At 72.7% G+C, this 16,195-nt stretch carries 14 protein-coding genes and 1 riboswitch; of the genes, 6 read left to right on the top strand and 8 right to left on the bottom strand.

What is annotated here, in order from left to right; genetic code table 11:
* Both FDO69_RS33325 and FDO69_RS33320 read right to left on the bottom strand, forming a co-directional pair.
* Positions 1-1,302: a glycosyltransferase family 2 protein gene (locus FDO69_RS33325; protein ID WP_104785681.1), complete on the bottom strand. Its 1,302-nt coding sequence runs from the start codon at positions 1,300-1,302 to the stop codon at positions 1-3.
* 21 nt (positions 1,303-1,323) lie between these two features.
* Positions 1,324-2,409: a GNAT family N-acetyltransferase gene (locus tag FDO69_RS33320; protein WP_104785678.1), complete on the bottom strand. Its 1,086-nt coding sequence runs from the start codon at positions 2,407-2,409 to the stop codon at positions 1,324-1,326.
* A 171-nt stretch (positions 2,410-2,580) separates the two neighbouring features.
* Here FDO69_RS33320 and FDO69_RS33315 point away from each other — a divergent pair, with 171 nt between their 5' ends.
* Positions 2,581-3,429 (top strand): HAD family hydrolase, encoded by an 849-nt coding sequence (locus FDO69_RS33315; protein WP_104785675.1) that lies wholly within the window; start codon positions 2,581-2,583, stop codon positions 3,427-3,429.
* On the opposite strand, the gene FDO69_RS33310 is transcribed toward FDO69_RS33315, so the two are convergent.
* The gene (locus FDO69_RS33310; protein WP_104785672.1) at positions 3,393-4,169 is read right to left on the bottom strand and encodes a transglycosylase SLT domain-containing protein; all 777 of its coding nucleotides are present in this window, start codon (positions 4,167-4,169) and stop codon (positions 3,393-3,395) included. The two genes, FDO69_RS33315 and FDO69_RS33310, sit on opposite strands and share 37 nt — an antisense overlap.
* A 3-nt stretch (positions 4,170-4,172) precedes the next feature.
* A riboswitch (cyclic di-AMP (ydaO/yuaA leader) is annotated at positions 4,173-4,350 on the bottom strand.
* Positions 4,351-4,852: 502 nt separating this feature from the next.
* On the opposite strand from FDO69_RS33310, the gene FDO69_RS33305 reads away from it, so the two are divergent.
* The 4 genes from FDO69_RS33305 to FDO69_RS33290 all read left to right on the top strand — a co-directional run bounded on the left by FDO69_RS33305 (position 4,853) and on the right by FDO69_RS33290 (position 9,345).
* On the top strand, positions 4,853-5,863 hold the full coding sequence (locus FDO69_RS33305) for a polyprenyl synthetase family protein (RefSeq protein WP_104785669.1): 1,011 nt from the start codon (positions 4,853-4,855) through the stop codon (positions 5,861-5,863).
* A gap of 245 nt (positions 5,864-6,108) precedes the next feature.
* Positions 6,109-7,383 (top strand): LolA family protein, encoded by a 1,275-nt coding sequence (locus FDO69_RS33300; RefSeq protein WP_104785666.1) that lies wholly within the window; start codon positions 6,109-6,111, stop codon positions 7,381-7,383.
* A 41-nt stretch (positions 7,384-7,424) separates the two neighbouring features.
* Complete coding sequence (locus tag FDO69_RS33295) at positions 7,425-8,447, top strand: ABC transporter ATP-binding protein (protein ID WP_104785663.1); 1,023 nt, start codon at positions 7,425-7,427, stop codon at positions 8,445-8,447.
* On the top strand, positions 8,434-9,345 hold the full coding sequence (locus FDO69_RS33290) for an ABC transporter permease (RefSeq protein ID WP_104785661.1): 912 nt from the start codon (positions 8,434-8,436) through the stop codon (positions 9,343-9,345). Before FDO69_RS33295 ends, FDO69_RS33290 begins: the two co-directional genes overlap by 14 nt.
* A 3-nt stretch (positions 9,346-9,348) precedes the next feature.
* Here FDO69_RS33290 and FDO69_RS33285 read toward each other — a convergent pair whose 3' ends face one another.
* From FDO69_RS33285 to FDO69_RS33270, 3 genes are all read right to left on the bottom strand, one after another.
* The gene (locus FDO69_RS33285) at positions 9,349-9,930 is read right to left on the bottom strand and encodes a flavodoxin family protein (protein WP_104785658.1); all 582 of its coding nucleotides are present in this window, start codon (positions 9,928-9,930) and stop codon (positions 9,349-9,351) included.
* Positions 9,931-10,193: 263 nt separating this feature from the next.
* The gene (locus FDO69_RS33280; RefSeq protein WP_420878564.1) at positions 10,194-11,249 is read right to left on the bottom strand and encodes an amidase family protein; all 1,056 of its coding nucleotides are present in this window, start codon (positions 11,247-11,249) and stop codon (positions 10,194-10,196) included.
* A gap of 1,184 nt (positions 11,250-12,433) precedes the next feature.
* A complete protein-coding gene (locus FDO69_RS33270) occupies positions 12,434-12,937 on the bottom strand; it encodes a DUF6668 family protein (protein WP_104785655.1) in 504 nt (167 codons plus the stop codon).
* Between the two features lie 158 nt (positions 12,938-13,095).
* Here FDO69_RS33270 and FDO69_RS33265 point away from each other — a divergent pair, with 158 nt between their 5' ends.
* Positions 13,096-14,577, top strand: a complete 1,482-nt coding sequence (locus FDO69_RS33265) for a hypothetical protein (RefSeq protein WP_104785652.1) — start codon at positions 13,096-13,098, stop codon at positions 14,575-14,577.
* A 21-nt stretch (positions 14,578-14,598) separates the two neighbouring features.
* Here FDO69_RS33265 and FDO69_RS33260 read toward each other — a convergent pair whose 3' ends face one another.
* Positions 14,599-15,549, bottom strand: coding sequence for a M28 family metallopeptidase (locus FDO69_RS33260; protein ID WP_104785649.1), 951 nt, complete (start codon positions 15,547-15,549; stop codon positions 14,599-14,601).
* Between the two features lie 151 nt (positions 15,550-15,700).
* Positions 15,701-16,174, bottom strand: a complete 474-nt coding sequence (locus tag FDO69_RS33255; protein ID WP_104785646.1) for a VOC family protein — start codon at positions 16,172-16,174, stop codon at positions 15,701-15,703.
* Positions 16,175-16,195 lie beyond the last annotated feature (21 nt).

The raw sequence follows: 16,195 nt of genomic DNA, 5'->3' as shown, positions 1-16,195 counted from the left end.
TCATCTCGACCCCCGAGCCGTCTTCCCACGAGCGCCCGCGCGCAGCGCACGCCGCGCCTTCAGATAGCCGACCGGCCCGTACAGCATCCCCCTGCGCTGCAGCCGCGACAGCCGCCGCGGCCAGGGGTGCGTGCGGGCGTCGTGGTCGCCCGGCGTGCCGGAGCCGTCCGCCCCGTCCGTCTCGCGCACCGCCGTCAGTGTGCGCGCGTGGGCGAGGCCGCGGGGCAGCCTCGCGAGGAACGCCGGCAGCAGCGCGGGCCGGTTCACGAGCACGGCGGTGAGGTAGGCGGTGAGTCCGGCGCCGTAGCCGTAGGCCTGGGTCTCCAGGTCCCGCCAGGTCTCCCGGTGGTGGTGCCACACCAGGGCGTACGGCGTGTAGCGCAGCCGGTGCCCCTGCGCCAGGACGCGCACGAAGCCGTAGAGGTCGTCGCCGCCCCGGGCCGCCGTCCCGGCCCCGGTGGCCGGGTCGAAACCGCCGACGGAACGCAACACCGCCGTGCGGAACGCCATGTTCGCGCCCGAGCCGAACCGCCCGGCCGTGAACGGGAACAGCGGCTCGTCGCCCGGCGGGTGCGCCGGGTCGTACGTCCTTGGAGTGAAGCCTTTCGCGAAGCCGCCGTGGCTCTCCAGCAGCACCTGGGCCGGAGTGGTCAGCCGCGCGGGCAGGATCAGCCCGGTGCTGCACCCGAGCCCGGGGTCGGCGGCGAAGGGGGCGGTCAGCTCGGTCAGCCAGCGCGGATCGGCGACCACGTCGTCGTCGGTGAAGGCGACCACCTCGCCGCCGACGGCGTCCAGCCCGGCGTTGTGGGCGGCTGCGAGCCCCGGAACGGGCTCACAGACGTACCGCACCCGCTCGGCGTACTTCCGCTCGACCAGCTCCCGCGTCTCGCTCGTGACGGGCGCGTTGTCGACGACGACGATCTCGAACCGCGGATGGTCCTGCGCCAGCAGCGAGTCCAGCGCCCGGGCCAGCTGCCCGGCCCGCTCCCGGGTCGCGACGACGACGCTCGTGAACGGCGGCTCCCCGGGTTCGCCGAGGTCGGCGGGCCCGCATTCCGCCCGGGCCCGTTCCGCCAGCACAACCCTCGGATCCGCCCCTTCCGGCACCCGCCCGAGCAGCGTCCCCACGGGTCGGCCGCCCCTCCTGACCAGCACGAACACCTCTCCGTGCGTCACGGGCGGACTCCCCGGGCCGGGTCTGAGCACCGCCTCGTCACCGTCGAGGTCCAGCTCGGCGACCTGCACCGCCCCGATGTCCAGGAACCGCCGTATCTCCTCCTGCGCACGCACCGAACGGGCCATGCGCGCCACCCCCCTCGTGTGTCAGGTACGGCGCAGCCGAGCCGCGCCCTTGAGTGTCCGCGCGGCCAGCGACGCGAGCTGCGGCCTGCTGCGGACGAAGCTGTGCGCGCGGCGTGCCGGCTCGCGGCTCAGCCAGTGCAGCGCCGCTCCCACCCCCGGACGGGTCACCGCACCCTCGTACACGGGCAGTTCGCCCGTCTTCAGCGCGTCCTTGTACTCGGCCGCGCCCCGCCCCAGGTCGAGCGTGCCGATGCCGGCGGCGGCCGCCGCCTCGGCCATGCGCAGGTGCAGCACCAGACCCGGCGAGAACTTCGCGAACTCCGGGTCGTAGGACGGGAACCAGCAGGCCAGCACGGAGGCCGAACGCAGCCCGAAGTGCGCGGCGACGGGCCGCTCACCGGCGTACAGCACGGACAGCGTGCCGCTGCACTCCGGCGCCCGGGTCCGGGCCAGCTGACCGACGAGCCGGGTGATCCACTCCTGGGCGAACCGGTCCCGGCGGCCGGTCCTGCGGTACTGCGCGGACTTCCACTCCATGAGCGTGCGCAGCGCGGCCGGGTCGCGTTCGTCGAACACGAACCGCAGCTCACCGGCCTGCCGGCCCAGCCTGCGTTCCTTGGCCAGCGTGGTCTTCAGGAACTTCGGCGACTGCGCGCGCAGCACCGACTCGTACGTCTCGTAGCCCTTCTCCACGTCGATGACGTAGGTGGCGTACTCCTCGGCCGCGTACCGGGCGAACAGCCGCTGCTCGGCCTCCAGATTGTCGAAGGCCCAGCTCGACAGGGAGCACCCCTTCAGCAGTTCGCCCGTCTCCAGGTCGAGGCCGGGCCGCAGGATCGCGCCCTGCGCGTCCGAGACGCCCAGCCCGATCGCCCGGCCCTGCCCCAACGGGCCCCGCTCATAGGGCAGGAAGCCGGCCGGCTCCGGTCCCTCGTACACCACCGCGATCCGGGCCCCCGGCCGGAACAGGCCGACGGCTTCGGTGAACTCCGGCTCCATGAAAGGGTTGCGCGGTGCCTGCGAGGCGGCGCGCAGCGCGCGCCAGCGCTCCCTCTCCCCTTCGCCGAGCTCCCCGGGCCCGACCACGCGAATGCGCCCACTGTTCAACCCGACCCCCCGATCAAGTCCCCCCTGGACACTTGGAAGGTACCGCTCTATGCGGCCCCACGGGTAGGTAGCGGAGCATGTTGTTGCCAACTGGTGCAGAGGCCTTCAACCGGGCAATCGGCGTCCACCGTGCGATGAAACGAAGGGGCGCGCTGTCCGTATTCTCTGATCATGGCCGCACCCCTCGCATATTCACTCATCGCCACCGATCTGGACGGGACGCTGCTGCGCGGCGACGACACCCTGTCCGACCGGTCCCTCGCCGCGCTCGCGCGGGCGGCGGACGCCGGTGCCCAGCACCTCGTGGTGACGGGCCGGCCGGCGCCGAGAGTGCGGCCGCTCCTGGACGACCTCGGGTGCACGGGGCTCGCGGTGTGCGGGCAGGGCGCGCAGGTGTACGACGCCGGCGCGGACCGGCTGCTGTGGTCCATCACCCTGGACCGGGAGCTGGCGGAGACCGCCCTCGGCAAGATCGAGGCCGAGGTGGGGCAGGTCTACGCGGCGGTCGACCAGGACGGGGTGGACGGGCTCACGCTGATCGAGCCGGGTTATCTCATGCCGCACCCGACCCTGCCCGCGGTCCGGGTCGAGCGGCGCGAGCAGCTGTGGGGCGAGTCCATCAGCAAGGTGCTGCTGCGGCACCCCTACCTGACGGACGACGAGTTGGCGGCGACGGCCCGCTCGGTGGTCGGCTCTCTGGCGACGGTGACGATGTCGGGGCCCGGCACGGTCGAGCTCCAGCCGTGCGGGATCACCAAGGCGACGGGCCTGGCGCTGGCCGCCGAGCATCTGGGGCTGCGGCCGGCGGACACCATCGCCTTCGGCGACATGCCCAACGACATCCCGATGTTCGACTGGGCCGGCCACGGCGTCGCGATGGCCAACGCACATCCCGAACTCAAGGCCGTGGCCGACGAGGTCACCCTGTCGAACGAGGACGACGGCATCGCCGTCGTCCTCGAGCGACTGCTGGGCGGGTCGGCTCAGTACGGGCCGTTGACGTTGTCGATCGAGCCGTAGCGGTCGGCCGCGTAGTTGCAGGCCGCCGTGATGTTGGCGACCGGGTCGTACGGGTCGAAGGAGGTGCCGGGCACGTGGTAGGCGGCGAACGTCGGGTCGATCACCTGGAGCAGGCCCTTGGACGGGGTGCCCGCGGCGGCGTTCGAGTCCCAGTTGTTGATCGCCTGGGGGTTGCCGGACGACTCGCGCATGATGTTGCGGTAGATGCCGTCGTAGGAGCCCGGGATGCCCTGCTGCGCCATGATGTCCAGCGACTCTCGGATCCACCCGTCGAGGTTGTTCGCGTAGGTCTTCGCGGACGCCTGGGTGGCCTGGGCGACGCCGCCGGCGGGCTTCGCGGCCGGCTTGGCGGGGGCGGACGACTTGGTCGCCGTCTTCTTCGGGGCGACCGACTTGGTGGCCTTCACCGTGAGCTTCAGACCCGGGTGGATCAGCTTCGGGTTGGCGCCGACGGCCGCGCGGTTGTCCTCGTAGAGCTGCTTCCAGCCGCCCCGGACGTCGTACCTGTCCGCGATGCGGGCGAGCGAGTCGCCCTTGACCACGGTGTACGTGAGGGACTTGGCGGGCTGGGCCGCCTGCGGCACGGACTGTGCGGCGGGGGCGCTCTGGGGTTCGGCGGCGCTCGCGTGCGTGGCGCCGAGGAGCGGAAGGGTGAGTGCGGCTCCACCGGTTCCGACGGCGACGATGCCTCGGGTCAGCGGGTTGGTTCTGGGGCGACGGTGCTTGCCTCGTCCGGTCATGGCGATGTTCCTCTCCGGCGCCTGCGAGGTGAGCTGTCGGGTTCGGGCCGGGAGGTGCCCGGCCGCATACGGCGCTGTGTGCCGTACGCGGCTTCACCCCGAGCCGTGCCGCTGTGCGGCCCGGCGACTTACCTGGGTCCCCCGCTCCTGCCACGCGTGAGTGAGTCGGTTCCTGTGGGGAGTCCGGGCGGCGGCAGGATTAGGCGTCCGCCGGACAGGGCCGGAACGTATGCGAGAGCACATGTCGGGAACAAGCACCTCAGTCACATATCGCGCGGTTGACCTTGGTCGGGGGCGTTTGGGCGGCTTGATCCTTTGCGGTAGCCAAGCCTCAACTGACGTTCGGGGGAAGGCGGTACGGGCCGGTGTGGAAGCAGGGCGGAAAAGGGGAAGAAGTGATTCAACTCACTGATCACGAGTCCGTGGGGCAATTTCCGCCAAGGGGAATTCAACGACTCATCACGGCAAATCGTGCATAACTCGCTACCCCTGGGTAAGTCGATAAATATCTGTTCTTATAGGTTGATCGAAAACATAGCGGTCGTGATCGGATACCACCCGGCCTGTAACCATGGGCGCTGGCGGTGATCGAAACGTGACCGGATACGCTGACTCGAGTGAGGGCAGCGACCTATCGACAATCCGCGTAATCACCGGCAGACACAGCAGACAGGAGACCCCTCGTGACCGACGTCGGGCCGTTCGGGCTGAGCGTGCGGGACCAGGCTCTGGAAGCCGACGTCCAGGCCGGATTGACGGCTGTCGAGGAAGGCTTGCTCGAGGCCACCAAGAGTGAGGTGCCCTTCATCACGGAGGCCGCCCAGCATCTGGTGCGGGCCGGCGGCAAGCGGTTCCGCCCGCTGCTCGTGATGCTCTCCGCCCAGTTCGGCGACCGCCACGCGCCCGGGATCGTGCCGTCGGCCGTCGTCGTGGAGCTGACCCACCTCGCCACGCTCTACCACGACGACGTCATGGACGAGGCCGCCGTGCGCCGCGGTGTCGCGAGTGCGAACACCCGCTGGGGCAACTCCGTCGCGGTCCTCACCGGCGACTTCCTCTTCGCCCGCGCCTCGCACATCCTGGCCGACCTCGGCCCGGAGGCAGTCCGGGTGCAGGCCGAGGCGTTCGAGCGTCTGGTGACCGGCCAGATCCTGGAGACGGCCGGACCGCAGGACGGCCGCGACCCCGTCGAGCACTACCTGGACGTGCTGGGCGGCAAGACCGGTTCGCTCATCGCGGTGTCGTGCCGGTTCGGCGCGATGATGTCCGGCGCCGACGAGACCGTCGTGCACGTGCTGACCCAGTACGGCGAGCGGCTCGGCGTCGCCTTCCAGCTCGCGGACGACGTCCTCGACATCGCCTCCGACTCCCACGAGTCCGGCAAGACCCCCGGCACCGACCTGCGCGAGGGCATCCCCACCCTGCCGGTGCTCCGGCTGCGCGAGCGCGCGGCCCGGCTCCAGCTCGCCGAGGACATCGCCCTGTGCGAGCTGCTCGACTCCGACCTCACCGACGACGACCGGCACACCGAGGCCCTGCGCCTGCTGCGGGCCCACCCCGCGCTGGAGCAGGCTCGGCGGGACACCGTCCGCTACGCCCAGGACGCCCGTTCGGCGCTGGCGCCGCTGCCCGAGTGCACCGCGAAGACGGCGCTCCAGGAGCTGTGCGACGCGGTGGTGCACCGGGCCGGCTAGCCCGCCCCGCACGGCGACCCGGACCCCCGCGACCCCTACGGGTCGGGGGAGAAGCCGCCCTCCCGTGTCATACCCCAGCAGTACGCGGAGTTGAGCCCGCGGTCTGACGTATCTGCCTGGCCGATTTGGTCAGATGGTGACCACGGAAAACACCACTCCTCACCTGTTCGGGTGAGAATGGCGGCTCAGGGACGAGTGCGTGGACGACACGGACAGCCGCCGCCGACCACGGAGGTAGGGCACACATGGCACCGTACGCATCCGACGACAGCACGACCGCCGGAGAGGTCGACGAGCAGCGCTCCGGGCGGCGCAAAGCCGCGCGGTACATCGTCCCGGTCACGGTGGTGGGGGTGGCCGCCGCGACGATCGGGCTGGTCCCCGCGCTCGCCGACTCCGGAGACCCCGACCTCCCGAAGATCACCGCACAGCAGCTCATCGAGAAGATCGCGAAGTCGGACGTCCAGCAGCTGTCCGGCACCGTGAAGATCAGCACGGACCTCGGCCTGCCGAACCTCGGCGGCCTGGAGTCGGGCCTGCTCTCCGGCGCCGCGGGCCAGGGCGAGGGCGGCTCCTCCGCCGACCCGACGGCCAAGCTCACCGAACTGGCCTCCGGCACGCACACCCTGCGCGTCGCCGCCGACGGCCCGGACAAGCAGAAGCTGTCGCTGCTGGAGAACGCCGCCGAGTACAGCGTCATCCACAACGGCAAGGACGTCTGGGGCTACGACAGCAAGTCCAACGAGGTCTACCACGGCACCGCCTCCGACGGCCCGGAGCGCGGCAAGGACCAGCAGCCGCCGGCCACGCCGAAGGACTTCGCCGAGGAGGCCCTGAAGGCGGTCGACGACACGACGTCCGTGACCGTGGACGGCACCGCCCAGGTCGCCGGCCGGGACGCCTACAAGCTCGTCGTCGAGCCGAAGCAGTCCGGCTCGACGGTCGGCGCGATCACCGTGGCCGTGGACGCCGAGACCGGCATGCCGCTGAAGTTCACGCTCACCCCCGCGAGCGGCGGCGCGGCCGTCGTCGACGCAGGCTTCACGAAGGTCAGTTTCGCCCAGCCGGCCGCCTCGACCTTCGACTTCACGCCGCCCAAGGGCGCGAAGGTCACCGAGGAGAAGGACGCCGGCAAGGCATCTGACAAGGCCTCGGGCGGGACTCCGCGCAAGCACCCCGGCAAGCCCTTCGACCTGGGTGAGGCGCCGGGCCACGCCCCCAAGGCCGGGAAGGACTTCGGCAAGGGCCTCGGCGGCCACGACGGAATGAAGACCATCGGCGAGGGCTGGAACGCCATAGCCACCTTCGACACCGGCGGCGAGGGCGTGCCCTCGGGCAAGGCCGGCGGCGAGTTCGGCGGCTTCATCGACTCGCTCGGCGACAAGGTCCACGGCACGTTCGGCTCGGGCACGATCTTCTCGACCCGCCTGGTCAACGCCCTCGTCACCGACGACGGCAAGGTCTACGCGGGCCTGGTCACCAAGGACGCGCTCGTGAAGGCGGCCGACGCCGGCAAGTAGGTCCCGCAGCCGTAAGGGACGTCGAGAGAACGAGGAAGCCGATGGGCGAGGTGTCCGCCGGGGAACCGGAGCGGCGGGAGGCGCGGGACGAGGCCGGGGAACGCGAACTCGGGGAGGCGCGGGACGAGGCCGGGGAACCGGTCATCGCCACCCGCGCGCTCACCAAGCGCTACCGCGGCGGACAGCTCGCCGTCGACGGTCTCGACCTGACCGTCCCGGCGGGCAGCGTCTTCGGCTTCCTCGGACCCAACGGCTCCGGCAAGACCACCACCATCCGCATGCTGATGGGCCTCATCGAGCCCACCTCCGGCACGGCCCGGGTGCTCGGGCAGCCCATGCCCCGGGCCACCCGCGCCGTGCTGCCGCACGTCGGCGCCCTCATCGAGGGCCCGGCCCTCTACGGTTTCCTCTCCGGCCGCGACAACCTCATCCGCTACGACAGCGCCGACCCGTCCGCCGATCCACGCACCCGGCGGGCCCGGGTCGCCGCCGCACTGGACCGGGTGGGCCTGACGGCCGCCGCGGGCAAGAAGGCCAAGGCGTACTCCCTCGGCATGAAACAGCGTCTGGGCCTCGCGGCCGCGCTGCTCCAGCCACGCCGGCTGCTCGTCCTCGACGAGCCCACCAACGGCCTCGACCCGCAGGGCATGCGCGAGATCCGCAGCCTCGTCCGGGAACTGGCCTCGGACGGCACGACCGTCTTCCTCTCCTCCCACCTCCTCGACGAGATCGAGCAGGTCTGCACGCACGCGGCGGTGATGGCGCAGGGCCGGCTGATCACGCAGGGCCCCGTCGGCGAGCTGTCCGCCGGGGCGCGCGGCCGGCTGGTGGTGACCACGCCGGACCCGGCGGAGGCGGCCCGGGTGCTGAAGGAGCAGGGCGTGGGGGACGTCGTCGTCGCCGACGACCGGGTGACCGGCGAACCACCGGACCGCGACCTCGCCGAGGTGAACGCCGCGCTGGTGACGGCCGGGGTCCGGGTGCGCGGCTTCACGGTCCAACGGGCCTCGCTGGAAGACGCGTTCGTGGCGCTGACCGGGGAGGGTTTCGATGTCGCGGGCTGAGCCGAGCGCCCCTCAGGGGCGCGGGGAACTGCGCGACCGGCCACAGACGGCCCGCGCTCGCCGTACAACCTTCCGTGCCACCCTGCTTCGCAACGAACTGCTCACCACGTTCCGTCGCTGGCGCACCGTGGCCCTGCTTGCGGTGTTGGCGGCCGTCCCCGTCCTCGTGGGCATCGCGGTGAAGATCGAGACCGGCGACGGTTCCTCGGCCGACGGCGGGGGCGGCGGACCCGCCTTCATCTCGCAGATCACCAACAACGGCCTGTTCCTCGTCTTCACCGCCCTGGCCGCCACGCTCCCGTTCTTCCTGCCCATGGCGGTCGGGGTCGTCGCGGGCGACGCGATCGCCGGCGAGGCCAACTCCGGCACGCTGCGGTATCTCCTGGTCGCCCCGGCCGGCCGCAGCCGCCTGCTGATCACCAAGTACGCGACGGTCGTCATCTTCTGTCTGGCCGCCACACTCGTGGTCGCCGTCTCGGCGTTGACGGTCGGCGCGCTGCTCTTCCCGCTCGGGGACCTGACGACCATCTCCGGTACGCAGATCAGCTTCGCCGAGGGCCTGGGCAGAGCCCTGCTGATCGCCCTGGCCGTCGCCGCGTCCCTGATCGGCGTGGCCGCTCTCGGCCTGTTCGTCTCGACGCTGACGGGCAGCGGCATCGCGGCGATGGCGACGACGGTCGGCCTGCTGATCACGGTCCAGATCCTCGACCAGATCCCGCAGCTGCACGTCCTCCAGCCGTACTTCTTCTCCCACTACTGGCTGTCCTTCGCCGACCTCATGCGCGAGCCGGTCTACTGGGACGACCTGGCGAAGAACCTCGGCCTGCAGGCCCTGTACGCGGCGGTGTTCGGGTCGGCGGCGTGGGCGCGCTTCACGGCGAAGGACATCACCGCCTAGCGCTCAGTCCTCGTACAGGAACCTGGCCAGGGGCGCCTCCTGTGCGAAGAAGGTCTTGGCGCGGGTCAGGGCCGTGTCGTCGGTCAGCACGTCACCGGGCTTGCTGCCGTTGCCGAGCAGCACCCCGCCGAAGCGCATCCCCATGTACGCCGCCGAGTTGTGGAGCGTCCCGACGAGCGGGTCGGCGACCACCTCCTGCGTGTGCGCGAGGGCGGTCACGCCCCACAGGGTGCGGCCGGCCAGGGTCGCCTTGAAGTCCAGGCCGGGCGTGCGCAGCCAGCCCGACCAGTAGTCCAGGTAGCGCTTGGTCTGCGCGGAGACCGAGTACCAGTACAGCGGCGAGACGATCACGATGTCCGTCGCCGCGAGCGTGGCGTCGAGCAGCCGGGCCACGTTGCCCTCGGTCGGGCGGACGTGGTCGCTGTCGTGCCGCAGGTCCTCGAAGTCCGGCACGGGGAGATCGGTGAGGTCGAGCCACTCCTGCTCCACGTCCGGGGGCAGTTGCTCGGCGGCCCGGCGGGCGAGCAGCTCGGAGTTGCCCTCGGCGCGAGCGCTGCCCAGGACGAAAAGGAAACGGCGGGTCATGGGGTGCCCCTCTGGAAACTCGGCGTACGTCAATTACACGCGTGTGCATCATATGCGTACGCAAGTAAATGTGCCAGGGGTGTCCGCCGGAGTGCGCACGAGGGATCTCCGCCCGGGGTGTCTGTCCCTGACGTGGGTCTCCGCCCGGGGTGCCCCTGACGTGGGTCTCCGCCCGGGGTGCCCCTGACGTGGGTCTCCGCCCGGGGTGCCCCTGACCTGGGTCTCCGCCCGGGGTGCCCCTGCGTGGGTCTCCCCCCGGGGTGTCAGCCCTTGACGCGTGTCTCCGTCGCCCGTGCCACGGCCAGCAGCAGCGCCTCCCGGCCGTGCGGCGCCACCAGCTGGAGTCCGGCCGGGCAGCCATCGCCTCCGAATCCCGCGGGCACGCTCAGCGCAGGATGCCCGCTGAGGTTGAACGCCCAGGTGAGAGAGGTGGAGTAGCGCTCCCCGGGCCCCTCGTGGCCATGCGGGGCGGTGGGCGCCGTCGGGGTCAGCAACAGCTCGGCTTCCCCGAAAACCCCGGCGAGCCGCCGGTCGTTCTCCGCCCGGACGCGCTCGGCCCCGGCCAGATCGACCCCGGCCAGGTCGGCCCCGGCCAAGTCGGTCCCGGCCAAGTCGGCCCTGGCAGGATCCGCACCGGCAGTGCGCAGGGCGAGCCAGGCCGGCCCGGGGTCCGTCAGCCGGAGCGGCACCCGCGGCCGTACCAGCCGGACGACCCCTGCCGCCTCCAGTCGTTCCACAGCGGCCCGGGCCAGCGCCACGGGCTCCGGGTCGGGTCCGGCGAACCCGAGGTCGTGCGACCAGACGGCGGTGACGGGAAGGGCGGCTTCGGCCGGCACCGGCTCCCCGGACACCACGGCCCACCACAGCCCGGCGTCCGCCGCCGAGCGGGCGAGCACCCCCGGAACGGCGAGTCCCGTACGGTCGCCCGACGGCAGCCGCCCGCTCGTCGTCTTCAGACCGAGCACCCCGCACCACGCCGCCGGGATCCGCACCGACCCTGCTCCGTCGCCGCCCGTAGCCAGCGGCATCAGCCCGGCCGCCACGGCCGCCGCGGCCCCGGCCGACGAGCCGCCCGGCGTACGGTCGGCCCGCCACGGATTGACGGTCCGGCCCCGGGCCCCGAGCCCCCACGTCTGCCAGGGCGTCCCCGGCCCGGGCACGGACGTGGCGCCCACGACCACACCACCGGCCGCGAGCAGCGGACCCGCGGCGCGCAGCCCGTTCCGCCCCTTCACCGCGATCGGCACACCGGCCAGCGGCAGGGATGGCCCCGGGCCCAGCCCGCCGAGTCGCGTGTCCACGTCACTGGCCCGGCCCAGCCGGTCGAGTCGCGTGTCCACGTCACTGGCCCGGCCCAGCCGGTCGAGTCGCGTGTCCACGTCACTGGCCCGGCCCAGCCGGTCGAGTCGCGTGTCCACGTCACTGGCCCGGCCCAGCCGGTCGAGTCGCGTGTCCACGTCACTGGCCCGGCCCAGCCGGTCGAGTCGCGTGTCCACGTCACTGGCCCGGCCCAGCCGGTCGAGTCGCGTGTCCACGTCACTGGCCCGGCCCAGCCGGTCGAGTCGCGTGTCCACGTCACTGGCCCGGCCCAGCCGGTCGAGTCGCGTGTCCACGTCACTGGCCCGGCCCAGCCGGTCGAGTCGCGTGTCCACGTCACTGGCCCGGCCCAGCCGGTCGAGTCGCGTGTCCACGTCACTGGCCCGGCCCAGCCGGTCGAGTCGCGTGTCCACGTCACTGGCCCGGCCCAGCCGGTCGAGTCGCGTGTCCACGTCACTGGCCCGGCCCAGCCGGTCGAGTCGCGTGTCCACGTCACTGGCCCGGCCCAGCCGGTCGAGTCGCGTGTCCACGTCACTGGCCCGGCCCAGCCGGTCGAGTCGCGTGTCCACGTCACTGGCCCGGCCCAGCCGGTCGAGTCGCGTGTCCACGTCACTGGCCCGGCCCAGCCGGTCGAGTCGCGTGTCCACGTCACTGGCCCGGCCCAGCCGGTCGAGTCGCGTGTCCACGTCACTGGCCCGGCCCAGCCGGTCGAGTCGCGTGTCCACGTCACTGGCCCGGCCCAGCCGGTCGAGTCGCGTGTCCACGTCACTGGCCCGGCCCAGCCGGTCGAGTCGCGTGTCCACGTCACTGGCCCGGCCCAGCCGGTCGAGTCGCGTGTCCACGTCACTGGCCCGGCCCAGCCGGTCGAGTCGCGTGTCCACCTCACTGGCCCGGCCCAGCCGGTCGAGTCGCGTGTCCACCTCACCGGCCCGGCCCAGCCGGGCGTCCACTTGCCCGGCCCCTCCCCGCCGGTCGAGACGGGTGTCCAGCTCACCCGCCCGCCGCATCGCCTCCTCTCCCCACACCTCGACGAACGCGCACAGGTGCGGATCGGCCCGCTCGATCCGGGCCAGGGCCGCCGCGACCACGTCCGTCGCGCGCAGCTCCCGGGCCCGTACGCCCGCCGCGATCTCCCCGGCCGTCAGCGGTACGGCTGACGGGCACGCGTCGGGCCCGGGGACGGCCGTCAGCGTGCCGCTCCCGTCAGCCGGGCCAGGGCCGCCGTCTCGCGCGGCGGGTGGCCCGGCTCACCGAGCCGCCAGGACGCCACCCACGGCACGCGGTACACGTCGATCACCGACTCCAGCGATCGGACGCGCTGGGCGAGCGGGCGCGGCAGCCGGCCCGGCGCGTCCGCCACGAGCACGACGGCGTCCAGGTCGAGCCCCGGCGGGGCCTGGCCGCGCCGGAAGATCTCCACCACCCCGGCGACCGAGTCGAGCCCCGCCGCGTGGGTCCGGGCGACCAGCAGCACCGACGGGGGGTCGCCGGGTCCGGGCCAGGACCGTCCGCTGTCATGGCCGCCGTAGACCGCGGCGAGGGTGGAAACGCCCGCGCCGCCGTGTGTGCCGACCCAGGAGAAACGCCGTGCCGCGGCATGGGCGTGCGCGGGCTCCGGCTGCCCCGGCTCGGGGGTCGTCACCGGGCCGCGCAGCCAGATCTCGGGCCCCTGTCGCATGCCTGTGTGCATGCCCCTCTCCTCCCTCGTAGGCCTGGTTCTCATGCTCTCCCCGACGACCGCGCCGGGCCGACGGCCCTTGGGACGAGCCTGTGACACCGTGGTGACGTGAGAAACGGGGGCGAGCGGACACACTCGACAGTAGGTGTACGACGCCGAGTGAGGGGACGATGTCGCGACTCAGCCGCGAGAAGAAGCGGGAACAGAAACAGGCCGCGCACGCGGCGACCCCGGCGGCGCCGATCGACGTCCATGTCCCCGGGGCCGGCACGGACGTGGGCGGGGGAGCCGGTGGGGTGTCCGACGGCGCCTTCGTCGGCGGGGTCCCGGTCTTCGCGGCTCCCGGCGAGGAGATTCAGCGGGCCGTCCTGAACCGCCTCCACCACATCGCCCTCGCCACCGGCCATGCCGTCCTCGCGACGATCCGCGACGAGCGCATCGGTTACGTCGTACCGCTCCAGGTCGACCCGGACGGCTCCAGCCACTTCACGTCCGAGCCGGTCGCCACGACCCCGCCCGAGCCGGTCGCCACGACCCCGCCCGAGCCGGTCGCCACGACCCCGCCCGGGCCCCAGCCCGCCCGAGGCGCCGACGCGGTGACCCCGCCCGAGCCGCAGCACGACCGGAGCGGCGGTGCCATGGCCCCGCCGCCGGAGCCGCCGCACCCGCCCGGTGACAGCGCCACGCACGTGCTGCGTCCCGCGCCGGACTCCGGCCGTGGCTCGGCCCCGACGTTCCGGCTGCGGGCCGTGCCCGAGCCGCAGCAGACCGAGGAACCCGTACCGACGTTCGAGCTGCGGGCCGTACCGGAGTCGGCGCAACCCGCGCTACCGGAGTCGGCGCAACCCGCGCCGGAAGACGCGCCCCCGGCCCCGGGGCAGGCGCCGGAAGACGCGCCCCCGGCCCCGGGACAGGCGCCGGAAGACGCGACCCGGGCCCCGGGCCCGGCCCCGGGTCCGGCGATGCCGCCCGGTACCGTCGCCGCGCCCACCGGTGCGTTCGGCCCGCCTCCGCCCATGGACGCGCGGCCGCTCCCCCTCCCCGAATCCCAGCCGGCTCCGCGACCCGCACCGGTCCCGGAAGACGCCCTGATCGCCGCCGACCCCGACCCCAAGCCCACCCCTCCCCGCGGTTTCGACGCCGTCGCGGAGGCCGTGCTCGGGGACGAACCCCTCACCGCCCCGGGCGATTCCGCCGCGCCCGCGCTCCTCGCGGAGCCGATCGCGCGGATCAACGAGGCGGTCAAAGAGGGCAGGATCGAAGAGGCCGCCGGCCTGGCGGAGCAGACCCTCGTGCAGGCGTCGGGAACGCTGGGGCCGGAGCACCCCGAGGTGCTCCGGCTCGGCGAACTCACCGCGTACATCGCCTACTTGGCCGGTGACCCGCTCCGCGCCTTCCAGCTGTCGCTCGACCTGGCCGGTGCCCACCGCCGGGCCGGCGACGCGGAGGCCGCCTACGGCAACGTGGAGAGCGCGGCCACCGCCTGGCGGGCGGTGCGCGACCCGGCGCTCGGGCTGGAGCTCGGGCGCGACCTGATCGGCCTGTGGACGGAGCTCGCCGCCGAGGACGGCCCCGCCGCCGAGGAGGTCGAGCAGCTGGAGTCGGCCCGTGCCCGCATGGGCCGACTCACCGAACGCGCCCGCAGGCAGTAGGCGCGCCGCCCCGGGTGGGGGCTACTCCGAGAGCCCCCACACCGCGTAGGCGAGGGCGTCGCTGTTGCGGTTCAGGGCGGTGTCGTTGATGTTGGCGGTGGTGTCGCAGGACGAGTGGTAGCAGCGGTCGAAGGACTGCCCGGCCGTACCGCCCCACTTGGCCGCCTGCGCCGCCGTCTTCGTCCGGCTGGCCCCGGTGAACAGGCCGCCCACCGGCACGCCCGCGCTCTTGAACGGCGCGTGGTCGGAGCGGCCGTCGCCCTCGGTCTCGATCTCGGTCGGGACGCCGATGGTGCCGAAGTAGTCCTTGAAGGTCTTCTCGATCGCCGGGTCGTCGTCGTAGACGAAGTAACCGGGGTTCGGGGAGCCGATCATGTCGACGTTCAGATAGGCGCTGATCTTCGAACGGTCGCCGGTGGCCAGCCGGTTGACGTAGGAGCGGGAGCCGACCAGGCCGAGCTCCTCCGCTCCCCACCAGGCGAACCGCAGGTGCTTGGTGGGCTTGTACTGCGCCCGGGACACGGCCAGGGCGGTCTCCAGGACGGCGGCGGAGCCCGAGCCGTTGTCGTTGATGCCGGGCCCGGAGGTGACGCTGTCGAGGTGCGAGCCGGCCATCACGACCTGGTTCGCGTCGCCGCCCGGCCAGTCGGCGATCAGGTTGTAGCCGGTGCGGCTGGAGGCGGTGAACTGCTGGATCGTGGTGGTGTATCCGGCCGCGTCCAGCTTCGCCTTGATGTAGTCGAGCGAGGCCTTGTAGCCGGCCCGGCCGTGCGCCCGGTTGCCGCCGTTGGCGGTGGCTATGGACTGCAGCTGGGACAGGTGGGTCTTGACGTTCGCCACGGGTATGTCCGGCGCGGCGGCGGATCTGGCGGGAGCGGATGACGCGGCGTCCGCCACGGCACCGCCGGTCAGGAGCATGGCTGTTGCCATGCCGCCCGCGGCGACGGCGCGCGCGGAAACGGAGAGCTTCATGTGGGGGCTCCGGATTCCGTCAGGAGGCCCGTGGGGTGTCCACGGGCCGCCCACTGTGAATGGGGTGCCTGGATGGTGAAGCTGGTACTGACTTTCCGTCAAGGTACGTATTTGGCCAGGGCTTACGGAGTGCAGGACTCCGCCGCGCAGGTCATTGCACGCAGAACTCGTTCCCCTCCGGGTCCGCCATCACGACCCACTCGCCGCCCTGCTCCTTCACCCGCCGCAGCGCACTGGCCCCGAGCCCCTCCAGCCGGGCGACCTCCTCGTCGCGCCGCCCCTGGCCCGGGTGCAGATCGAGGTGCAGCCGGTTCTTGGCCGTCTTCGCCTCCGGCACCCGCTGGAACAGCAGCCGCCGCCCCAGCCCGGTCCCGCTCTCCTCCTCGAACGGGTCCTCGGGGTGCCGTACGGCGACGAGGTCCTTGAAGGCGCGGCGGCCGTGGAACTCGACCGTGGCCTCCTCGGGCAGGGCGCCGAAGCCGAGCAACTTCCCGATCAGGGCGCTGTTGTCCTCGACCTCGTACCTCAGGGCGGCGGCCCAGAAGTCGGCCTGCGCGTGCGGGTCGTTCGCGTCGATGACGAGTTTCCAGTGCACGGGAGCGGGTGATGCGGGTGTTTGCGTCATGTAACCACTTATACTGGTTAG

The organism is Streptomyces tibetensis, assembly GCF_007655005.1.
Lineage (GTDB): Bacteria > Actinomycetota > Actinomycetes > Streptomycetales > Streptomycetaceae > Streptomyces > Streptomyces tibetensis.
The sequence above is the reverse complement of the archived record's forward strand: the minus strand, read 5'-3'. Positions and strand labels throughout refer to the sequence as shown.